Raw genomic sequence first — 20,375 nt, 5'->3', positions numbered from 1 at the left:
TGATCAAAAACGATGGCTTGCCATCATAATAGAGTAGAACGATCGTCGACTATTCTGATTTTATAAGGGAAATATATGAAGAAGAGTGTTTTGATTATGACTGCCCTGCTGGCGCTGTCCGCCCCGACCATGGCTGCAGAAACAGTAGCTGCAGGCGCTGGTGCTAGTACCGGTGGCGCTGCTGCTGGTGCTGCTGGAGCTGCTGGTGCTGCTGTCGGTGGCATCACCGCAGGTGCCCTGGCCGTTGGCGTAGCCGCTGCTGCGGCCATTGGTGTTGCCGTCTCCGTTGCCAGCAATGACGACGGCAACAGCAACAGCTCCACCTCGACTGTGACCAGCACAGCTCGTTGATATTAATATTTAAAGACTGCCTCAGGGCAGTCTTTATTTTCATGCCTATCTATTCAGTGATGCTTGCATGCTAACTAAGCGCATTTTCATAGTGCTATCAATGTTGTTGTTTGGCTGTGCAGACAACAACTTTGATAGCTATCAGCAACTTAAATTTCTTTTTTCCGGGAATGAAGAAATAACCATCACCCCAGAAGCAATCCATAAACTACCTTATGCCAGTGCATTTGTAACAGTCGATGACAGGCCCAGAGTATTCGTCGTTCTTGCATTTGCAGAGAATAATCGACTGTCATGGGTCAGCAGCGACAGAGGCATGATTGTGACCAAGCATGGTCGTATAACCAGAACACTGAAGTTGGATAATGATCTTGATTACTTTGCAAACTCGATGACAGACCCATTATCCCAATCTTCCATCACTTCGGGTGCACAGTTCAGTTACAGCGCGGAATGGGCAAAAAGTCGCAGCAGCGGGAGAAGCCTACACAGTGTATTCCGGCAACTGGCGGACGAAGACCTGGATATCAACGGCACCATCATTGTGGCCTCCCTCTATGAGGAAACTGTGCAGTCGATAAAAGATGGTCAAACATGGAAGAATTATTACTGGTTGGACAAGAAGTCTGGCCTGGTCAGAAAAACTATTCAAAAGCTAGGCCCTGACAACAGCACCATAGAGATGGTCTTTACCAAGCCTTACGCATCATGAAAAAAATAATACTCTCGTTATTGATAGGCTATGTGCCCTTGCTTCACGCTGACAGCGTTACTAAAGTAGTCTTCGGTAATGTCAATGGTACCACCATCTCCCTTTCGGATAGCCAGCGTCTTGAACAGCTACTAAATAATACCAAGCTACCTGGCCATATCTATTGGCCTGCCGCCATCATCTCATCCCCCACGGAAGAGCGAGTGGCCCAGCAAGTCAAGGAGCTTTTGCTCGCCGATGTGAAATCACTCCAGGTGATGTGGATGAGAGAGCATCAAGGTGGCCTGGTCCAAACAACCCAGCAACTGTTGCGAGAGCTGGATCAGCTTGATGTCACAGGCCGGATTGACATAAAGCTGGATCCCGATCTCAGCAGAATTGAACCAGGCAACAACCCTCGTTTGACCGGAAATTACTCACTCTATGTTTCTCCTCGACCATCCCGTTTATATTTGATGGGGCTAATCAATAGCCGCAAGGCATTGCCTCATGAACATGGAAAAGGTTTGGCTGAATATTGGCAAGGCCATAGCTTGTTGGCCGGTGCCAACCCGGGCGAGGTATATCTTATCCAGCCAGATGGCAGCATCCAGTTATCACCCGTGGCCGTCTGGAATGAATACCATATAGAACCCATGCCCGGTGCAACACTGTTTGCCGGGTTCGCTCCCGAGTTACTGCCGGCCAAATTTAAAAACATCAATCTCCGTATTGCCGAAATGATTGCTAATCGGATACCCGAGTAATGCTAACCAGAATCGCCACCCTCTCTATTCTTGTCTCTCCTATCGCTTGCGCCAATACGGATAGTTTCTCCCCTACCTTTCCCACCCAGAGTGACTTTGGTGGCGTAGGTCTGCTCCAGATGCCAACGGCGCGCATGGCCCCAGAAGGTGAGTTCTCATTCAACTACATGGATAACCAGGAATATCGACGCTGGTCTATCTCCATGCAGCCATTCGACTGGCTGGAAGCCACCCTGAGATACACCGACATTCGCACCCGCCTGTATAGCAATGACGAGAGCTTCAGTGGCGATCAAACCTATAAAGACAAGGGCATGGATGTCAAAGCCAGACTCTGGAATGAATCCACCTGGCGCCCTCATGTCTCTGTCGGACTTCGCGATGTCATGGGGACCGGACTCTTTGACAGCGAGTACATAGTCGCCAGCAAACGCTACAAGAACCTGGATTTCACCCTCGGGATGGCATGGGGAAATATGGGGCAGAGCGGCAATATCAAGAACCCCTTCTGTGAAGCCCGTGAGGCCTGGTGCCAGCGCGACGACAGTTTCTCTGGCAGTGGTGGCAAATTTGAATTTGGCAGCCTGTTCCATGGACCTGCCGCATTCTTTGGCGGGATCGAGTACCAGACGCCCTGGCAACCATTGAGGTTGAAGCTTGAATACGATGGCAATGACTACAGTCACGAGTCGGCGGGCGTCATAACACAAAGCACCCCCATCAATGTGGGCATAGTCTACCAGCCCTATGATGCTCTCGACATGCACCTCAGTTATCAGCGCGGCGATACGCTGATGTGGGGGGTGACACTGCATACCAATTTCAACGATCCCTCCTTGTCGCTGCCCAAACTCATGGACCCCCCGGTTCCGGCCTATCAGGTCAGCGAAACCGCCTCTCTGGATGAAGTGGACTGGCAGGATTTGTCCTCTCAGCTTGCCGCCAATGCAGGCTGGCAAGAGGTTTCTCTCTACGGTGATGACGATACCCTTACCCTGGTGGGTGAGCAGACCCGCTTCCGGGAGCAGACGCAAGGCGAGCACAGGGCCACCATGCTAGCCGTCAATGACGTCCCTGCGTCGGTGAAGCAGTTGCGGATAATCGAGCAGAAGCAAGGAATGCCACTGCAGGAGACCCGCGTCGATCTGGACTCTGTACGCCGCGCCAACAGCGACCTTCCTCTCGGCCAGACACAGGAGATCGAAGTCAGCCGTCAGGCGCCGACCCGGGTAGCAGGGAAACTGCGCCATGAGGCGGAACCCCGCTCATGGAGCTTCAAGATTGTGCCCAAACTGAGCCAGTCCATCGGAGGCTCAGAGAGTTTTTACATGTATCAGGTCGGGTTGAATGCCAATACCGACTGGTACGTGACAGAGCACAACTGGCTGAGCAGCACGCTCTTCTTCAACCTGTTCAACAACTACGACAAGTTCAACTACACGGCTCCCCCACCCGATGGCGAGGCCTTGCCACGGGTCAGAACCTGGATCAGAGAATATGTTACCTCCTCGGATGTGCTCCTGAATAACCTGCAGCTCACCCATATGGATAAATATGATGATGCCTGGTATGCCCAGGCCTATGGCGGCTATCTGGAGATGATGTACGCCGGGGTCGGTGGGGAGGCCTTGTATCGCCCCTTCAACCGCAACTGGGCCATAGGGGCAGACATCAACCTGGTGAAGCAGCGGGACTGGGAAAACACCCTCCAACTGGCCGACTATCAGGTGGCGACCGGCCATGTCACCACCTACTGGCAGCCTGAGTTTCTGGACAAGGTGACGGCCCAGATCTCGGTGGGTCGCTACCTGGCGGGGGACTATGGCGCCACCTTCAACTTCGCCAAGCAGTTTGATTCGGGGATCAGCGCCGGTTTCTTTGCCACCTTCACCAATGTGTCGGCAGAAGAGTATGGCGAGGGGAGCTTTACCAAGGGGCTCTACATCACAATCCCGTTCGATCTGATGATGTTCAAGTCCACCATAGACAGCGGCACCATCAGTTGGGTCCCCCTGACCCGGGACGGCGGCCAGATGCTGGCCAGAAAGTACGGGCTTTACAGCCAGAGCAGCGTCGCCTCCTTCTGACATGAAGTGACTGCACGTCGCAGATAAAAAAAGCACCTTCCATGAAGGTGCTTTTTTGTTTCTGGCACATGGGTCTCTGCGATCAGCCCTTGGGCTTGCGCTCACCGGTGACTGTGGGGTTCTTGGGGTCTGAGCTCCACTCGTACCAGCCGCCGTCGTAGACGCTGATCCGCTTCCAGTCCATCAGCCAGGCGTAGAAGAAGGCCTCGGAGGCGCGCCAGCCGGTGCCGCAGTAGAAGGCGGCCTGCTGGGTGGGGGCTATGTCCCACTGGTCCCACATGGCGAGGATCTCGCGGGCCGGTTTCATGGTGCCGTCCGGGTTGTGGAAGTCGCTCATGCTGTTGGCATCCACGCCGCCGTGACCCCACTTGGCGCCGGGGATGTCGCCCTTGGGCTTGATGTAGCTGTAGCCTGAGGTGTTGCCGACAAACTCGTCCCAGGTGCGCACGCTGACCAGGGCGCTATCGGGCTGCTTGAGCAGCGCCTTGGCCTGGTCCAGGCTGGTGTAGTACTCGGGATGGGCCGGAATGGCCACGCCAAACTCCTTCACCGGTTCAAACTTGTTGGCCAGGCCGGTTTCGGTGCGCAGGTGCTGCACGAACCAGGCATCCAGGCCGCCGTCCAGCAGGCGCACGTCTTCCACCCCGGCATACATCATCAGGTGAGCGGCACGGGCCGCCGCCATGGTGTTGCGACCATAGAGGATGACGGTGGTGTCGTGGCGGATGCCGTTCTCCAGCAGCAGCTGCTTGAGGGCTTCGTCAGAGACCTTGTTCCACAGCGGCTCCTCTTCCAGGCGGTTGGTGTCGATGTAACCGGCCCCCGGGATATGGCTCAGCAAGTAAGCCTTGGGCGAGCCCCAGTCCACCTCGAACAGCTTCCAGTCCCCCTTGGGGGCGGCCGCCACCGGCTTGCCAGCCTGCAGATCGGCGAGCCAGAGCGGGTAGACCAGCTGCTGCCAGCGGGCCAGGTGCTCGCGCGGCGCGCTCTGCCAGCCCTGCAGCTCGAACAGCTGCTTGATGCCCTGCTGGCGCAGCAGACGGGCCACCTCGGCCACTTCCCGCGGGGCGCCGTAGAGGGCGACCGGCAGATCGGCCTTCAGCCCCTTGCTCGCGAGCGCCTTGGGCCACTCTTCGTCACTGTATTTCCACTCGGCGGAAAGGTTCTCTGCGCCGGCCACGTGGCCCCCCTGCTTTTCGCCCGCCATGGGCCAGCCCTGGTAGAAGTAGCTGGGGCGGGTATCCAGGATCACGGCCTGCTTCGCCTTGGCATCGGCCAGGGAGAGAGGGGGCAGTTCGGCGGCCAGGGCGGGCCAGGCACACCAGAGCAGCAGGGCGGCCAGGCCGCTGCGCCACAGTCCAGTCATTCGTTTCATGATGTTGTCTCGATGCATAGTGAACAAAGTTAAAAAATGGAGCGGCCGAGGCGCTCGGCCAGCAGCTCCAGCGCCGCCGTGCCCGCCAGGGAGTTGCCCGCCTTGTTGAGTTCGGGGGACCAGACGCAGACCACCAGCTCGCCGGGGATCAGCGCCATGATGCCGCCCCCCACCCCGGACTTGCCCGGCATGCCGACCCGGTAGGCGAAGTCGCCCGCCTCGTCATAGAGGCCGCAGGTGGCGAGCAGGGCATTGACCTGCTTGGTGGTGCGGGCAGGCAACAGGGGCGAACTCTCGCCGAGCGGCACGCCGCGGTTGGCCAGATAGATGAATGCCCGGGCCAGATCGACGCAGCTCATGCGGATGGCGCAGGCATTGAAGTAGCTCTGCAACACCTTGTCCACCTCGTTCTCGAAGTTGCCATAGGCCTTCATCAGGTAGGCGATGGCGGCGTTGCGGGCGGCGTGCTGATATTCGGAGCGGGCCACCACCTGGTCCGCCATGATGGCGGGATTGCCGCACAGGCGACGCACCAGCTCCAGGGTCCGTTGGCGCGGGGCCGTGAGCCGGGTCTCCAGCAGGTCGCTCACCACCAGAGCGCCGGCATTGATGAAGGGGTTGCGGGGAATGCCGTGCTCGAACTCCAGCTGCACCAGTGAGTTGAACGGCTGGCCTGAGGGCTCCTTGCCCACCCGGGCCCAGATCTCCTCCTCCTGATAGAGGGTGAGTGCCAGGGTCAGGCTCAGGGCCTTGGAGATGCTCTGGATGGAGAAGGGTTCGCAGGCGTCACCGGCGGTGAACAGCTCCCCCTCCACGGTGCAGACGGCGATCCCGAGCCTGTCCGCCGGCACCTGCGCCAGCGCGGGAATGTAATCGGCCACCTTGCCCTGCCCGAGCAGCGGGCGCACCTCTTCCAGGATGCTGGCCAGTAATTCGGATGACAACACCATCGACGATTCCATGAGATGAGACGAGGTGAGGCGAGGCTCACCGACAAAAATCCCGCCGGCGGCGGGATTTTCTATCTGCCCGAGAGGCAGTCGGATATCAGGCCGGCTCACCGTACCAGAGATCGAACAGCTCGGTGACCACCACGGCCTCCATCCCCTTGCCTTCCAGCCAGGATTTGACGGCGGCGCGGTCCTCTTCGGTACACTTGCCCAGTTGCTGGGTGCAGATCATCCCTTCCCAGGCCAGGTGGCCTGAACCGGCGAAGGCCAGCTTACGGGGTTCAACAACCTCATCGATCATCGCATCGACTACCGCATCGATGGTCTCTTCGGCAGTGCCGACCGGGAAGTTGAAACTGATGTCGAAACCCATTTCCTGGAATTCATCGACGCGCAGTTTCTTGCGCAGACGGCGGCTACGATTGGCCATGATAGCTCCTCAAGTTAGTGGATACGGAGTTGACGTGCCAGCTCAGCTGACACGCTTGAAAATCAGATCCCAGACCCCGTGGCCCAGACGATGGCCACGTTGCTCGAATTTGGTCAGCGGGCGCCAGTCGGGACGGGGCACCCAGTTGCCGGTGGCGGAGGTGTTCTCGTACCCCTCGGCGGCGCTCATCACTTCCAGCATGTGCTCGGCGTAGTTTTCCCAGTCGGTGGCCATGTGGAAGACGCCACCGATGGCGAGCTTCTGGCGGATGTCCTGGGCGAAGGCCGGCTGTACGATGCGGCGCTTGTGGTGACGGCTCTTGTGCCAGGGGTCCGGGAAGAAGAGCTGCAGGCAGGAGAGTGAACCGTTCGGGATCATGTGCTCCAGCACCTCCACCGCATCGTGACAGATCACGCGCAGGTTGGTGACGCCCGCTTCCTGGGCGGTGCCGAGGCAGGCCCCCACGCCCGGGGAGTGCACCTCGATACCGATGAAGTTCTTCTCGGGGGCATTCCTGGCCATCTCCACCAGGGAGGCGCCCATGCCGAAGCCGATTTCCAGCACCACAGGGGCTTCGCGGCCAAACAGCGCCACCATGTCCAGGGGTTGTGGTGCAAAATCGATGCCCATGACCGGCCAGAGCTCTTCCAGGGCCTTCTCCTGCCCTTTGGTCAGGCGGCCTTCGCGACGGACGAAGCTGCGGATCTTGCGCATGAACTTGCCGTCTTCGTTAAATACATCTTGGGTCACAGGCATATTTGTCTCGTTATTTCATCAATCCGGGTAACAGAACCGGGGTCAATCCGGGTTTAGGCCGACCTGGGTGGTTCGTTATTTCATCAATCGGCAAAAACAGGGGAGCGAATTATCCCAAGATAGGCCCAAGGCGCAAGTGTTTCGCACAACAAATCCCCCCTGACTGACCAATTCCGCCACTGCGATTGACAAATGCCACCCCCCTCACAGAATCTGCCGGGCGTCAGGTGCATCCTGACGCGGAAAAATAAAACCATACACAACAAAGGATTGCAGTATGAAAAGAGCCCTTTTGACCCTCGTCATCTCGGCCCTGCTGGCCGGGTGCAACCCCTCGGACAATGACTCCCAGCCCCCCGCCCCCGGGACCCAGGCCTATGAATACCTGGTGCAGCTGAGCTCGAGTGCCGAAGGCATAGGTGCCAGACCCACGGGCACCGAGGCCGAAACCCGTGCCGCGGCCTGGATCCAGGACCATCTGACCGGCTGGGGCTACGAGGTGCAGAACCAGCCCTTCAGCTACACCCGAAGCGGCACCGAGAAGCACTCCCAGAACCTGGTCGCCGAGCTCAAGGGCCAGAGTGACAAGGTGATCCTCATCGGTGCCCACTATGACAGCACCGGCGAGAAGAAGGGCTCCGAAGGTGCCACCGACAACGGTGCCGGTGTCGCGGCCCTGCTGGCGGTCGCCGAGGCGCTCAAGGGAGAGACCCTGCCCTACACGGTACGCTTCGCCTTCTTCGGGGCGGAGGAGAACGGCCTCAACGGCTCCAAGGCCTATGCCGCCAGCCTCGACAGCGACGCCGTCGCCAAGCTGCTGGCCATGGTGAACTACGACACCATAGCCGGGGGCGACATCGTCTACGTCCACTCCGCCCACTCCGACGTGGCCGAGTACAACTGCGCCGAGCCGGGCCGCTACAGCTTCGATCCCAAGGTGCGCGACCGCCTGCTGGCCATCTCCAAGCAGAGCGCCACCCCGTTCGCCATTCACCCCAGCTACGACGGCTACCCGGAAGGGGAGACCGGCAGCTGGTCGGATCATGCGCCTTTTGCCTGCCTGGGGGTGCCCATCGCCTACGTGGAGGCCACCAACTTCACCATCAACGGGGAGGATGGCTATGACGGCTACTCCCAGAGCACCAACCCGGCGCTGTGGGACTGCTACGACGAGGCCGGCAAGAGCGCCTGCGATCGGGACAGCGAGACCCAGTGGGGCAAGATCTGGCACACGGAGCACGACCGCCTCGACAAGATGGCGGAGCTGTTCCCGGGCCGGGTCCAGCAGCAGCTCGGTGCCAACACGGATCTGATGATCAGCTTCTTGAAAGCTCCCGGGCTCTGAGTACCAAGCCGATGAACTGCCTCTTCAAGCTGAAAGAGCCCGGGCTCTGAGCTCAGGGCAGATGAACACCTGGCAGGGGTTTTGGCGCCCCCGGCCAGGGTAGAGACGATAAAATTCGGGCAGGTGCCAAACCTGCCCTTTTTTATGGATTTTTGTGACAGCCATTGCCTCATTTCTGAAATCTGATACAAACGGATAACCTGGCGGTTGAATGGAGCGACCGCCACCTAGTCAGAGAGAACCCTATGCAGCCGTTTTTTGCCCAGCGCTTCGAGAAGGTCGAGCCTTCCTTTATCCGTGAAATCCTGAAAGTCGCCGCCAATCCGGAGATCATCTCCTTCGCCGGCGGCCTGCCCAATCCCCACCTGTTCCCGGTCAAGGCCATCGAGCAAGCCTGCCAGGACGTGCTGCGCGAGCAGGGCGCCGCGGCGCTGCAATACGCCACCACCGAAGGGTTCGCCCCGCTGCGCCAGTACATCGCCGATCGCTACCAGAGCCGCCACGGCATGGAGGTCAACCCGGACAATATCCTGATCACCAGCGGCTCCCAGCAGGCGCTGGATCTGCTGGGCAAGGTACTGGTGGACGAGGGGCAGGATCTCATCATCGAAGAGCCGGGCTACCTGGGGGCCATCCAGGCGTTCTCCGTCTATCAACCGAATTTCAAGCCCATCACGCTCGGGGAAGAGGGACTGGATCTGGCCGCGCTGGATGCGCTGCTGGAGCAGGGTTCCAGCGCCAGGCTGCTGTACGGCGTGCCCAACTTCCAGAACCCGAGCGGGGTCTCCTATAGCCGTGCCAACCGCGAGGCTCTGGCCGAGCGGCTGGTGCGCCACGATCTGCTGATGGTGGAGGACGACCCTTACGGCGAGCTGCGCTTCGAGGGGGAACACCTGCCCCCCATCGCCAAGCTGGCGCCGAACAATACCGTACTGCTCGGCTCCTTCTCCAAGACTGTGGTGCCCGCCTTCCGTCTGGGCTGGATGCTGGTGCCGGACTGGCTGCGCAAGAAGGTCACCATCGCCAAGCAGGCCACGGATCTGCACAGCAACGCCTTCAGCCAGCAGGTGCTGCACCGCTTCCTGACCGATCACTCCCTCGACGCTCATCTGGAGAAGATCAAGGAGGTCTATGGCCGCCAGCGGGCCGCCATGGAGGCCGCCCTGAGCCGTCACTGCCCGCCCGGCGTCAGCTACACCCGCCCCGAGGGGGGCATGTTCCTCTGGCTGACCCTGCCAAAAAGCGTCAGCGCCATGGCCCTGTTCGACGAGGCGATCAAGGAGAAGGTCGCCTTCGTGCCCGGCGCCCCCTTCTATGTGCGCCCCGAGATCCAGAACACCCTGCGCCTGAGCTTCTCCTGTGTGGATGAGGCCACCACGGAAGAGGGCATCAAGCGCCTCTGCCGCGCCCTCTCCCGCATGCTCTGAGCCTCTGGGGATGAAAAAAAACCAGCGACCCGGGTCGCTGGTTTTTTTATGCCTCGCTCTCAGCCCTTGTCAGCGGGCGAGCAAGCCATTGGCGCCGAGCACCTTGGCGCTGCCCCTCAGGCTGACGGGGGCTGCTGGGTGGGCAGCAGGCTGGCAAAGGCCGTCATCGGCATGGGCCTGCCATAGAAGTAGCCCTGCTGGAAATCCACCTGGCGCTCCCTCAGGTAATCGGCCTGCACCTGGTTCTCCACCCCTTCCGCCACCAGCAGCAGACCGAGCCGGGTCGCCAGATCGATGACGTTCTCGACGATGTGGCTGGAGAGCGCATCCGAGCCAATCATGCCGACGAAGCTCTTGTCGATCTTGAGGAAGTCCACCTGGAAGGCCTGCAGATAGGTCAGGCTGGAGTGGCCCGTACCGAAGTCGTCGATGGCGATGAAGACGCCGAGCTGATGCAGTTCGGCAAACAGCCGGTCTGTCGTCTCGTCCGCTACGATGAGCTCCCGCTCGGTCAACTCCAGCACCAGCTTGATGGGGTTGTTGCGGAAGGCGTCGATAAAGTCCCGGCAATCGTCCAGCAGGCTCAGATCCTTGCAGTGGCTGGCGCTGATGTTGAAACCGAAGTGGAATCCCCTGGGCAACTGATCCGCCAGGGGGGCAAAGGTCTCCCGCACCTGGGCCATCAGCAGCCGGGTCATGGGGACGATGAGGCCGCTGTCTTCCGCCAGCGGAATGAAGCGATCCGGCGAGATCATCCCCTGACGGGGATGCTGCCAGCGCATCAACACCTCGCAGCCACTCCAGTGTGCATCCTTCCCCGTCACCACGGGTTGCAGATAGGGGATGAACTCCTGCTGATCCAGCGCCCGCTTCAGCTCCTGGGTCGGGGAGGTCGAGCGTCCCATCAGCCAGAAGATCCCCACCCCGAACAGCACGCTCAGCAGGGGGTAGACTATGATGCCGACCTTGGAGTAGTCCCAGATGTGGGCCCTGTATTCATCGACAGATACCCTGGTCACCACCTTGAACGGATACTTGCTGGAGGCCTCCTCCAGGTAGCCCAGACTGTCCGACGGGATGAGTCGGTCGGTGAGCTGGCTGTCTCGCAGCAGCATCTCCTGGCCGACCACCAGCCCGAGGGGGGAGTTGCGGCTCAGCATGTCCAGAATGTTGAGCAGGTAGTAGCCATCTATCCCCACCAGCACACTGAACCTGCCCATCTCCTCCCGGTAGACGATGAGGGGGCGATTCGGAGTGACGGGGTTGCCCTTCATGAGATCCAGCTTGCCACCCACGTAGTCGCCCAGCTGGACCTCCCCGCTGACCGGGCCATAGAGGGAGGTGCAGTAGATGGTCGAGCCCTCTGCCAGGTTGACGCTGCGCACATCCGGCACCGTCGCCACCTGATCCCGCAGCCCCTGAACCACCTCGAGGCAGGGCTTGTTCAGACTGCCGGCAAGGGCCGATGCCGCCAGCTGGGCGTTGTCCAGGGTGCGGTCGAACATCAGCCTGGCATGTTGCAGCCGCTCCACCGCATCCTGCTGCACTCCGGCGGCGGTCTGCCAGGTGATGACGGCAAGCCCCAGCACCATGGGCAGCAGACCCGCCAGCAGGGCACAGGCCAGCCGGACATAGAATTGACGCACCCTTAAACGACGAAATGGCATAACCGTCCTCATGGTCACGGCGAAAAAGCAGGCGAGTTTACCCGCTGCCGCCCGCTTGGCAAGCAATGATGAGGCGCTCGGGTGAAATCCGGATGGCACCCGCTCTGGGAGGCAAGCCCCCCTCCCCATCCAGCGCACATGCCTTGGGCCAGCGCCAGCACCCTGGCGCGAGGCGCGCGAGGCGGCGCCATCATGAATTTATAATGCTCATAAAAACAGGAGCTTGTCCATCCAGTGCCCAGCCTCTAGAGTAGAGCCAACAGCCATCAGGGAGGCAGCACATGAAGATACTGATCACGGGGGGAACGGGCTTTATCGGCCGCCGCCTGGTGGCACACCTCAAGGTGGCGCACGAGGTGGTGGTGCTGACCCGCCAGGGCAGCCGGGCCTATGAGCTGCTCGGTCACGACGTCACTCTGCTGGACAACCTGGACCGGCTGGATCACCTCAACGACGTGGACATCGTCATCAACCTGGCCGGGGAGCCCATCGCCAGTGGCCGCTGGAGCGAGTCCCGCAAGCAGTTGCTGTGCAACAGCCGCTGGCTGCTGACCGAGCAACTGGTGGATCTCGTCAAGCTCTCCAGCACGCCCCCCAGATTGCTGCTGAGCGCCTCCGCCATCGGCTGGTATGGCCGCCAGGGGGATGAGCCCCTGGACGAGCGCTGCCACCATCCCCACGACGAGTTCACCCACCGCCTCTGCCAGCGGTGGGAGCAGCTGGCCCTGCAGGCCCGCAGCCCCCAGATCCGGGTCTGCATAGTGCGCATCGGCCTGGTGCTCGGCACCGATGGGGGCGCCCTGCCCAGGATGCTGCCCCCCTATCGGCTGGGGCTCGGCGGCCCCATGGGCCCGGGCACCCAGATGATGAGCTGGATCCACGTGCAGGATCTGGTGCGGGCCATGCTGTTTCTCCTCGAGCACGACGAGTGCGAGGGGATCTTCAATGGCACGGCCCCGCAGCCGGTCAGCAATCGCCAGTTCAGCCAGACCCTGGCCAGCACGCTGCATCGCCCGCACCTCTTCTTCGTGCCAGCCCGGGTGCTTCGGCTGCTGATGGGCGAGGCGGCGGATCTGCTGCTCACCGGCCAGCAGATCCTGCCCGCACGCCTGCAGGAGGCGGGGTTCCACTTCACCTATCCGGCCCTCCCCGAGGCCCTTGGCAACCTGCTGCAGCCCCCGCGCTGACACCACCATGAAAAATCCCGACCTGGGTCGGGATTGTTACTATCGGTGCCTCGCCAGCGGCCGTCAGAGCAGCCCCTGCCCCAGGCCTCTCAGGCGGTCGCTCAGGGTGCCTGCCAGCAGCTGACGGCGCATGCCCTGACCGGCCAGGGTCACCAGCAGGGCCCCCAGCAAGGGCAGGCCGGCCCAGATGGCCCAGTGGAACTGCCACTGGCCATCGAACCACCACCACTGCAGGCCAAAGGAGCAGAGCTCCACCACCATGGCGGCGCACAGCCCCGCCAGGGCGCCGCTCGCCACCAGCTCCCAGCGCAGCATCTTCTCGAGCAGTTTGCTGCCCGCCCCCAGGGTGCGCATCAAGAGCAGCTCCCGGCGCCGATGGGCCATGCTGGCCTGGGTCTGGGTCAGCAGCACCAGCAGGGCGGCCACCGTCACCAGCCCCAGCATCAGCCCCAGCGCCCGGCTCACCTGATCCGAGACCAGGGTCAGCCGCCCTATCAGATCCTCCACGTCGATGAGGCTCACCGTGGGGTGACGACGGATGAGCTCCACCTCGGCGCTGCGTCCCTCAGGCGGCAGACGATAGCTGCCAAGCCAGGTCTGGGAGAAGGGGGCCAGCACGTCCGGCGAGAAGATCATGTAGAAGTTCGGCCGCATGTTGTCCCACTTGATGGACCTCAGGCTGGTCACCCTGGCCTCGAAGCTGCGCCCCTCTATGGTGAAGCTGAGGGCGTCCCCCAGGGCGATGCCGAGCTGGCCCGCCAGCACCTCGTCGACGGAGACCTCCCCCTTGCCGCCGAGCCACTGGCCCGAGGTGACCTGGTTGTCGGGGGGCAGGGTCGCCGTGGTGGTGAAGTTGAGCTCGCGGTTCACCCCCTCCCGGGCCGCATCCTCACCCACCGCCTGACCGGCGATCCGGGTCAGACGCCCGCGCACCATGGGGTAGAAGTCCGAGGTGATGGCGCCGGCCTTGTGCAGATCCGCCAGTATGCCGTCGCGCTCCCCGTCGGCCACATTGACCAGGAAGCGGTTGGGGGCATCCGCGGGCAGACGGGCGGAAAAATCATCCAGCAGATCGACCCGCGCCGCCCACAAGAGCCCGAACAACATGAGCGCCAGGGCAAAGCCCGCCAGCTGGAACAGGCCGCTGCCGCGCTCGCGGGAGAGGTGACTGATGGCCAGACGCAGGGCATGGGGCCCCTTGAGCCGACCACCGAGTCGCAGCAGCCCGGAGGCCAGCAGCGCCAGCAGCACCATCAGCAGCCCCATGCCCCCGATGAGACCGAGCGCCAGCCTGACATCGGCGGTAAAGCCCCAGACCAGGGCGAACAGACCGAGCAGGCCCACGGGCACCGTCAGCCAGGGGGGAATGCCCGCCTCCAGCTCCCGGCGCAGCACCCGCAGAGGCGGCACCTTGAGCAGGCGCAGGAAGGGGATGAAGGCCAGCAGCAGGGTGATGAAGAAGGCGACCGCCAGACCCAGGGCAAAGGGGCGCCAGGAGGGCGGCGGCAGATCAGCTGGCAGCAGATCCCCCAGCAGTTGCAGCGTCAGCCACTGCATGGCGCTCCCCGCCACCAGGCCGATCAGGGCACCTATCAGGGTCAGGGAGGCGAGGAGCGTCCCCATCAGTTGCCAGAGGGTACGCCGCGACGCCCCCAGCGTCTTGAGCAGCGCCACCATGTTGGTCTGGCGCTCGGCGAAGTGGCGCACCGCTATGCCCATGGCCAGGGCCCCCAGCAGCACGCCGGCCAGGGACGCCAGGCGGAAGAAGCGCTCGGCATTGGCCAGGGACTTGCCGACCTGGGAACCTTGATCGTCGGGCTTGATCAGCTTCTGCCCTGCCGTCAGCTTGGGCTTGAGCCAGCGCTCATAGCGGGCGACCCCCTCCCGGGATCCCTTGATGAGATAGCGCCACTGCTGGCGGCTGCCCGGCAAGAGGGCGCCGGTTGCCTCGATATCGGCGCTGTGGATCAGCGCCCTTGGCGCCATCTGGAAGGGGCTGAAGCCCTGATCCGGCTCCTGACCCAGCTCCCCCGCCACCGTCAATCTGGTGTTGCCGACCTCCAGCTCGTCCCCGAGTTTGGCACCGAGCAACTGCATCACCCGGGCGGAGAGCCAGATCTCGCCGGGCGCAGGGGCACGCTGGGGCATCAGCTCCAGCTTGCCATAGAAGGGGAAATCGCTCGGCACGGCACGAATGGACGCCAGCTGCAGGCCGTCGCCATGAAACAACATGCTGTTGAAGCTGACCGTGGTCTGGACGAGGAGCCCCTCCTGCTTCGCCTGGGCGAGCCAGGCCTCGGGCGCCGGGGTGGCGGAGCGCAGCACCCGATCCGCCCCGATGAAGTCGCGGCCCGAGGCCTTGAGCCCCGCATCCAGCCGATCCGCCACCAGGGCCACGCTCAGCACGCAGGCCACGCTCAGGGCCAGCGCCAGCACGAACCAGCGCAGTTCCCCGCTGAATCCTTCCCGGCGCAGCAGCTTGAAACCCAGTCTCCATTGACTCATGACTTGCTCCCCATGCCCGGCGCCAGCACAAGCCAGAACCACAGCTCCCCGCTGAACCCTTCCCGGCGCAGCAGTTTGAAACCCAGTCTCCATTGATTCATGACAGCTCCCTGACACGGGGAGCCAAGGTGGCTTCAGATGCTGGCGCATCCGCCTCCAGCCGTCCCGCCGCCATCACCAGCTGCCGCTGGCAGCGCTGGGCCAGCTCATGATCGTGGGTCACCACCACTAGTGTGGTGTTGTGCTCGCGGTTGAGACGAAACAGCAGCTCGATCACCGTCTCCCCCGTCTTGCTGTCGAGGTTGCCGGTCGGCTCGTCCGCCAGCAGCAGGCTGGGCCGAGTCATAAAGGCCCGGGCGATGGCGACCCGCTGCTGTTCCCCCCCGGACAGGCGCGGCGGCAGGTGGTGCAGCCGCTCGGCCAGCCCGACCTGGGTGAGCAGCTCGCGGGCCCTGGGCTCACAGTCGGTCTCGCCGCGCAGCTCGGCCGGCAGCATGACGTTCTCCAGGGCGCTCAGGGTGGGCAGCAGCAGGAAGGACTGGAACACGAACCCCACCTGCTCGGCACGCAATCTGGCCCGCCCCTCCTCGTCCAGCCGGGTCAGGGACTGGCCCAGGATCTCTATCTCGCCGCTGCTCGGCAGGTCGAGCCCGGCCAGCAGGCCGAGCAGGGTGGACTTGCCGGAACCGGAGGCGCCGACCAGGGCCAGCGTCTCGCCGGTATTGACTTGCAGATCGATCCCTTCAAGGATGGTGAGACTTTCCTGGCCGAGGCGAACGGTTTTGCCGAGCCCCCTGACGGTGATAATGGGCGTTGAACTCATGATGCGTTTCCTGTTTGCCTTAACCTGTAATGACAATAGATCCTGGGAGTTGAATGCATGACCCGTGTCTTGTTCGTCTTGAGTTGCCTGTGTTGCTGGATCTCATCGGTCCAGGCGCAAACCCTGCTGGTACTGGGGGACAGCCTGAGTGCCGGCTACCAGATGCAGGCCGAACAGAGCTGGCCTGCCCTGCTCAACGAGAAGTGGCAGCAGCAGGGTGGCGAGCACAGGCTCATCAACGCCAGCATCAGCGGTGAAACCACCCAGGGAGGGCTGGCCCGCCTGCCCGCCCTGCTCGAGGAGCACAAGCCTGACTGGGTACTGATCGAGCTGGGGGCCAACGATGGCCTGCGCGGCTTCGCCCCCGCCATCACCCGGGCCAACCTCACCAAGATGGTGGAGCTGGCCAAGGCCAGCCAGGCGAAGACGGTGCTGACCCAGATCCAGCTGCCCCGCAACTATGGCGCCCGCTACCTGCAGCAGTTCGAGCAGATCTTCCCGGAGCTGGCGCAGGCCAATGACCTGCCGCTGATGCCCTTCTTTATCGATGATATTGTGCTGCGCCCTGAACTCATGATGAACGATGGGCTCCACCCCACGGCAGCGGCGCAGCCCCAGATCCGCGACCGGGTCGCCCGCTTTATCGAGCCCCTGCTGACCCAGTGACCCCAGGGGGACGGCATTGGCCCCCTGCCCGCCAAAACAGAACACCCGCCAAGGCGGGTGTTCTGTTATCGGGCTGGCTTGAGGCGATAAGCCCTTGAGTCGGGTTCAAGCCCCCAGGATCTGGCGCATCCGCTCCTGGGTGACCCCGACCAGCAGATCAGGCTGGAACTTGGAGATGAAGCGGTCACATCCCACCTTCTTGACCATGGCCTCGTTGAAGTTGCCGCTCAGTGAGGTATTGAGGGTGATGAAGAGATCGGCCATGCGCGGATCGCTGCGCACCTCGTGGGTCAGGCGATAGCCATCCATCTCCGGCATCTCGGCGTCCGTTATCATCAGCATGATCTCGTCGGTCACCTTCTTGCCCGCATCGCACCACCCCTTGAGCAGCTTGAGCGCCTGCAGCCCATCCTGGCACTCGATCACCTCGAGGCCGAGCTGGGCGAGGGTCTCGCGCACCTGATTGCGTGCCGTGCTGGAGTCATCGACGATGAGCACCCGGCGCCCCTGCATCTGGGGCAGGATCTCCTTGTCCAGCACTTCCGCCGAGATGCGGATGTCATAGGTGATGATCTCCGCCAGCACCTTCTCCACGTCGATGATTTCGACAATCTGGTCGACCCCGCCCTCCGGGATGCGGGTGATGGCGGTGAGGTAGTTGGCGCGCCCCGCCGAACGGGGAGGCGGCAATATGTCCTTCCAGGTCATGTTGACGATGTGGGCTACCTGCCCCACCAAGAACCCCTGAATGGTACGGTTGTATTCGGTGATGATGAGGTTGGATTCGTTGTCGACCGCCATGGGGCGCATGCCGATGGCACCGCGCAGGTTGATGACGGGAATGGAGACGCCGCGGATGTTCGCCACCCCGCTGATGTTGTGATGGGAGCCCGGCATCTTGTTGAGATGGGGCAGCTTCACCACCTCCCGCACCTTGAAGACGTTGATCGCAAACAGCTGCTGGGATCCCAACCGGAACATCAGCAACTCCAGGCGATTCTCCCCCACCAGCTGGGTACGTTGATCCACCGAATCCAATATGCTCGCCATATAAAGCCCTTACGTCCGTTTTCCGAGTGCCGCCCCGCCAGAGGGGCGCCAGCATGCCAACCAGACCCGCATTCCCCCGGCAGGAGCAACGCAAGTCTCTATAGAAATAATGAAAAGGGTCGAGAAAAGATAGGATCTTGACCGCGGGGCGTGATCCTCACCCCATAGCCCCATGCCAGCAGCCCTCATCTCCATCGGCCCGACAAAGAGAGTTATCGACCAGCAGGGAAGAATGCTGAACCCGGGATTGGCCTGATGGCCGAGAAAGGGCACGTCTGGTTTTGCGCCCATAAAAAAACCGGCCGCGAGGCGGCCGGTCAAAAAATACAGTAGGCAGTCAGGGAACGACTTAGAAGTTGTACTGCAGTGCTACAGCAACGATATCGTCAGTAGACTTGTTCAGGCTGTTCTTGCCGGTAGAACCAACTTCGTCCAGCATGTTGATTTTGTAGTCAACATAGGCGTTGAAGTTGTCGGTGAAGTTGTACCAGGCACCGATAGATACGTACTCGGTGGCGGTGTCATCGATACCGTGGGCGCTGTCTTTAACATCGGTGCGCAGGTAGGCCAGGGACGGCTTGAACTTCGGCGTGATGTTGTACTGTACGACGGCTTCGTAGCCATCCATCTTCTCGGCATAACCGCGCATGGAGCCGGTGTCGACGAAGAGGTGATCTTCACCGTGGGAGTAGGTAGCCGCCATGTAGAGGTTACCGGCAGAGTATTTGGCACCGAAACCGAACAGCTTGGCATCGTTATCGCCACCGAAGCTCACGTTCTCGGCTTGCTCGTCGGTCTTGCCAGCCTGGTTATAGGCAGTACCCAGGCTCAGACCCATGTCGAAGTCATAGTTGGCAGACAGGGCGTAACCTTCGGAAGAGCCTTTCGGGTTCCAGGTACCGTTGACGCCGCTACGATCGCTACGGCTTTGGTTTTGCGGGTCGTTGTTGCCGGTGAACTGGGCGCCCAGAGTCAGGCCTTGCCAGTTGTACATGTACTGGGCCAGCGCATTGGTACGGCCGGTACCGAACACGTCAGTGTCCTTGCCCAGGCCGTCACCACCCCACTCAGGCAGTACGTCGGTGTAGTTGTTTACCGCTTTGGTGAACAGACCGTCCTGACGACCATAGCTGAAGGCACCGAAACGATCGTTCTTGATGCCGGCGTAGCCATAACGCAGCTCGTCATTGTCAGAACCGGAGACAGGCAGGTTGTACTCGGCGAAACCGAATGCGGTGGTTTCTTCGTCGATCTTGGTCTCACCTGCGACGTGCAGACGCAGGTAGCTGGCGTCGCCTTCGCTGGCGTTGTCATCGGTACCGTAGTACATGCCGTTGACGCGGCCACCGATATCAAGCTTGGTACCATTCTGATCGTAAACAGTTGCAGCTTGTGCACCACCGGCCAGCAGCAGGCTGGAGATGGCCATCGTCAATGCTGTCTTTTTCATTGTTCATTCCTCTGGTGTAAACACTATCAATCAGACCTGTACTCGGTCGTTAGGATCGGGTTTATGTTCCGATGACCTAGGGTAGATCTGCGAACCTTGATAGGAACTGAAGAGGGGGCTGATTAATTAGAAATACTCGATTTAACCCATTCATTGCGACACCAAATGTCGCAAATTTATCAATATGTAGAATTTTAAACCAATAAATAGAATAAACCAGAGTTATACGGCAGTTGTTATTGGTAAGTGCAGAGGGTTATATCGAGAAAGAGTCAATGAAAACCCGGCAAAACGGGATCCAGTCGCTCCCAGGAACGCCTCAGACAGGTTGCCAGTCCCGCATGACGCGCAGCAGGTCTTTCCAGCTGACGATGCCGACCAGGGCGCCGTTTTCCAGTACCGGCAGGCAGGAGACATGCTGCTCCAGCATGATGGCCGCGGCTTCCGGCAAGGACGAGTCGGGAGAGATGGTGATGGGTTGGCGACTCATGATCTGATGGGCCCGCCGGTTGAGGGTCTCGGTGTCGCGGTTCATCTCGGCATCCGTGTCGAGATAGGGGCTGAGGGCGCGCAGCAGATCCCGGTCCGAGATGACTCCCACCAGCACGTCATCTTCCAGCACCAGCAGGTGGCGAAAGTGGGCCTGCTCGAAGATCGCCTTGATGACACCCAGCCTGTCATCCATGGAAACGGTCGCAACCCGGGTCGTCATGATCTCTTTAATCAACATGGAAGCCTCCAGCCCCCTGACAGATGTCTCTGTTATGGCACGTTTTTCTTGCCGCAGCCAGCCATGCCCGCCTGCCTCAAGTGCAAATCCGAGTCATTTCACGTAAGATCCGCGCCAG

Annotated in this window: 17 protein-coding genes; 7 read left to right on the top strand and 10 right to left on the bottom strand. The window is 61.3% G+C overall.

The genetic code is table 11. The annotated features are described in order from the left end of the window. The first annotated feature begins 451 nt into the window (after positions 1-451). The 3 genes from HB860_RS02400 to HB860_RS02390 are packed head-to-tail and all read left to right on the top strand — an operon-like array spanning position 452 to position 3,896. Positions 452-1,063, top strand: a complete 612-nt coding sequence (locus HB860_RS02400) for a YjbF family lipoprotein (protein WP_247625639.1) — start codon at positions 452-454, stop codon at positions 1,061-1,063. Then, positions 1,060-1,809, top strand: a complete 750-nt coding sequence (locus tag HB860_RS02395) for a capsule biosynthesis GfcC family protein (RefSeq protein ID WP_247625638.1) — start codon at positions 1,060-1,062, stop codon at positions 1,807-1,809. The genes HB860_RS02400 and HB860_RS02395 overlap by 4 nt, the downstream gene beginning before the upstream one ends. Then, the gene (locus HB860_RS02390; RefSeq protein WP_247625637.1) at positions 1,809-3,896 is read left to right on the top strand and encodes a YjbH domain-containing protein; all 2,088 of its coding nucleotides are present in this window, start codon (positions 1,809-1,811) and stop codon (positions 3,894-3,896) included. Before HB860_RS02395 ends, HB860_RS02390 begins: the two co-directional genes overlap by 1 nt. Positions 3,897-3,978: 82 nt before the next feature. Here the strand turns inward: HB860_RS02390 and HB860_RS02385 are convergent, their stop codons facing one another. From HB860_RS02385 to trmB, 4 genes are all read right to left on the bottom strand, one after another. Then, the gene (locus HB860_RS02385; RefSeq protein ID WP_432612665.1) at positions 3,979-5,262 is read right to left on the bottom strand and encodes a rhodanese-like domain-containing protein; all 1,284 of its coding nucleotides are present in this window, start codon (positions 5,260-5,262) and stop codon (positions 3,979-3,981) included. Positions 5,263-5,300: 38 nt separating this feature from the next. Then, the gene (gene glsB, locus HB860_RS02380; RefSeq protein ID WP_202046621.1) at positions 5,301-6,221 is read right to left on the bottom strand and encodes a glutaminase B; all 921 of its coding nucleotides are present in this window, start codon (positions 6,219-6,221) and stop codon (positions 5,301-5,303) included. A gap of 97 nt (positions 6,222-6,318) precedes the next feature. Then, on the bottom strand, positions 6,319-6,651 hold the full coding sequence (locus tag HB860_RS02375; RefSeq protein ID WP_005348158.1) for a YggL family protein: 333 nt from the start codon (positions 6,649-6,651) through the stop codon (positions 6,319-6,321). Positions 6,652-6,693: 42 nt separating this feature from the next. Further along, on the bottom strand, positions 6,694-7,407 hold the full coding sequence (gene trmB, locus HB860_RS02370; protein WP_139436010.1) for a tRNA (guanosine(46)-N7)-methyltransferase TrmB: 714 nt from the start codon (positions 7,405-7,407) through the stop codon (positions 6,694-6,696). Positions 7,408-7,684: 277 nt separating this feature from the next. Between trmB and HB860_RS02365 the strand changes: the two genes are divergently transcribed. Both HB860_RS02365 and HB860_RS02360 read left to right on the top strand, forming a co-directional pair. After that, positions 7,685-8,752, top strand: coding sequence for a M28 family metallopeptidase (locus tag HB860_RS02365; protein WP_247625635.1), 1,068 nt, complete (start codon positions 7,685-7,687; stop codon positions 8,750-8,752). Positions 8,753-8,997: 245 nt separating this feature from the next. After that, positions 8,998-10,179, top strand: a complete 1,182-nt coding sequence (locus HB860_RS02360) for a PLP-dependent aminotransferase family protein (RefSeq protein WP_247625634.1) — start codon at positions 8,998-9,000, stop codon at positions 10,177-10,179. A 116-nt stretch (positions 10,180-10,295) separates the two neighbouring features. Here HB860_RS02360 and HB860_RS02355 read toward each other — a convergent pair whose 3' ends face one another. Further along, a complete protein-coding gene (locus HB860_RS02355; protein WP_247625633.1) occupies positions 10,296-11,846 on the bottom strand; it encodes an EAL domain-containing protein in 1,551 nt (516 codons plus the stop codon). Positions 11,847-12,127: 281 nt separating this feature from the next. Here HB860_RS02355 and HB860_RS02350 point away from each other — a divergent pair, with 281 nt between their 5' ends. After that, on the top strand, positions 12,128-13,033 hold the full coding sequence (locus HB860_RS02350) for a TIGR01777 family oxidoreductase (RefSeq protein ID WP_247625632.1): 906 nt from the start codon (positions 12,128-12,130) through the stop codon (positions 13,031-13,033). A 63-nt stretch (positions 13,034-13,096) separates the two neighbouring features. On the opposite strand, the gene HB860_RS02345 is transcribed toward HB860_RS02350, so the two are convergent. Continuing rightward, positions 13,097-15,538: an ABC transporter permease gene (locus tag HB860_RS02345; RefSeq protein ID WP_247625631.1), complete on the bottom strand. Its 2,442-nt coding sequence runs from the start codon at positions 15,536-15,538 to the stop codon at positions 13,097-13,099. A 97-nt stretch (positions 15,539-15,635) separates the two neighbouring features. Further along, the gene (locus HB860_RS02340) at positions 15,636-16,361 is read right to left on the bottom strand and encodes an ABC transporter ATP-binding protein (protein ID WP_043132953.1); all 726 of its coding nucleotides are present in this window, start codon (positions 16,359-16,361) and stop codon (positions 15,636-15,638) included. A 57-nt stretch (positions 16,362-16,418) separates the two neighbouring features. On the opposite strand from HB860_RS02340, the gene HB860_RS02335 reads away from it, so the two are divergent. Further along, positions 16,419-17,027, top strand: coding sequence for an arylesterase (locus HB860_RS02335; RefSeq protein ID WP_247625630.1), 609 nt, complete (start codon positions 16,419-16,421; stop codon positions 17,025-17,027). Positions 17,028-17,132: 105 nt separating this feature from the next. On the opposite strand, the gene HB860_RS02330 is transcribed toward HB860_RS02335, so the two are convergent. The 3 genes from HB860_RS02330 to HB860_RS02320 form a co-directional block, all read right to left on the bottom strand. Continuing rightward, on the bottom strand, positions 17,133-18,077 hold the full coding sequence (locus tag HB860_RS02330; protein ID WP_139435995.1) for a chemotaxis protein CheV: 945 nt from the start codon (positions 18,075-18,077) through the stop codon (positions 17,133-17,135). Positions 18,078-18,426: 349 nt separating this feature from the next. Continuing rightward, complete coding sequence (locus tag HB860_RS02325) at positions 18,427-19,527, bottom strand: porin (RefSeq protein WP_247625629.1); 1,101 nt, start codon at positions 19,525-19,527, stop codon at positions 18,427-18,429. 319 nt (positions 19,528-19,846) lie between these two features. Then, positions 19,847-20,257, bottom strand: a complete 411-nt coding sequence (locus HB860_RS02320) for a CBS domain-containing protein (protein WP_139435991.1) — start codon at positions 20,255-20,257, stop codon at positions 19,847-19,849. Positions 20,258-20,375 lie beyond the last annotated feature (118 nt).

This window comes from Aeromonas genomosp. paramedia (assembly GCF_023093515.1).
Taxonomy (GTDB): domain Bacteria; phylum Pseudomonadota; class Gammaproteobacteria; order Enterobacterales; family Aeromonadaceae; genus Aeromonas.
This window is presented reverse-complemented; position numbering and strand designations above follow the sequence as displayed.

Bases quoted from the DNA above. Each gene is read 5' to 3' on its own strand.
- HB860_RS02400 (WP_247625639.1), top strand. From the start codon at position 452: ATGTTGTTGTTTGGCTGTGCAGACAACAACTTTGATAGCTATCAGCAA.
- HB860_RS02395 (WP_247625638.1), top strand. From the start codon at position 1,060: ATGAAAAAAATAATACTCTCGTTATTGATAGGCTATGTGCCCTTGCTT.
- HB860_RS02390 (WP_247625637.1), top strand. From the start codon at position 1,809: ATGCTAACCAGAATCGCCACCCTCTCTATTCTTGTCTCTCCTATCGCT.
- HB860_RS02385 (WP_432612665.1), bottom strand. From the start codon at position 5,262: ATGACTGGACTGTGGCGCAGCGGCCTGGCCGCCCTGCTGCTCTGGTGT.
- glsB (WP_202046621.1), bottom strand. From the start codon at position 6,221: ATGGTGTTGTCATCCGAATTACTGGCCAGCATCCTGGAAGAGGTGCGC.
- HB860_RS02375 (WP_005348158.1), bottom strand. From the start codon at position 6,651: ATGGCCAATCGTAGCCGCCGTCTGCGCAAGAAACTGCGCGTCGATGAA.
- trmB (WP_139436010.1), bottom strand. From the start codon at position 7,407: ATGCCTGTGACCCAAGATGTATTTAACGAAGACGGCAAGTTCATGCGC.
- HB860_RS02365 (WP_247625635.1), top strand. From the start codon at position 7,685: ATGAAAAGAGCCCTTTTGACCCTCGTCATCTCGGCCCTGCTGGCCGGG.
- HB860_RS02360 (WP_247625634.1), top strand. From the start codon at position 8,998: ATGCAGCCGTTTTTTGCCCAGCGCTTCGAGAAGGTCGAGCCTTCCTTT.
- HB860_RS02355 (WP_247625633.1), bottom strand. From the start codon at position 11,846: ATGCCATTTCGTCGTTTAAGGGTGCGTCAATTCTATGTCCGGCTGGCC.
- HB860_RS02350 (WP_247625632.1), top strand. From the start codon at position 12,128: ATGAAGATACTGATCACGGGGGGAACGGGCTTTATCGGCCGCCGCCTG.
- HB860_RS02345 (WP_247625631.1), bottom strand. From the start codon at position 15,538: ATGAGTCAATGGAGACTGGGTTTCAAGCTGCTGCGCCGGGAAGGATTC.
- HB860_RS02340 (WP_043132953.1), bottom strand. From the start codon at position 16,361: ATGAGTTCAACGCCCATTATCACCGTCAGGGGGCTCGGCAAAACCGTT.
- HB860_RS02335 (WP_247625630.1), top strand. From the start codon at position 16,419: ATGACCCGTGTCTTGTTCGTCTTGAGTTGCCTGTGTTGCTGGATCTCA.
- HB860_RS02330 (WP_139435995.1), bottom strand. From the start codon at position 18,077: ATGGCGAGCATATTGGATTCGGTGGATCAACGTACCCAGCTGGTGGGG.
- HB860_RS02325 (WP_247625629.1), bottom strand. From the start codon at position 19,527: ATGAAAAAGACAGCATTGACGATGGCCATCTCCAGCCTGCTGCTGGCC.
- HB860_RS02320 (WP_139435991.1), bottom strand. From the start codon at position 20,257: ATGTTGATTAAAGAGATCATGACGACCCGGGTTGCGACCGTTTCCATG.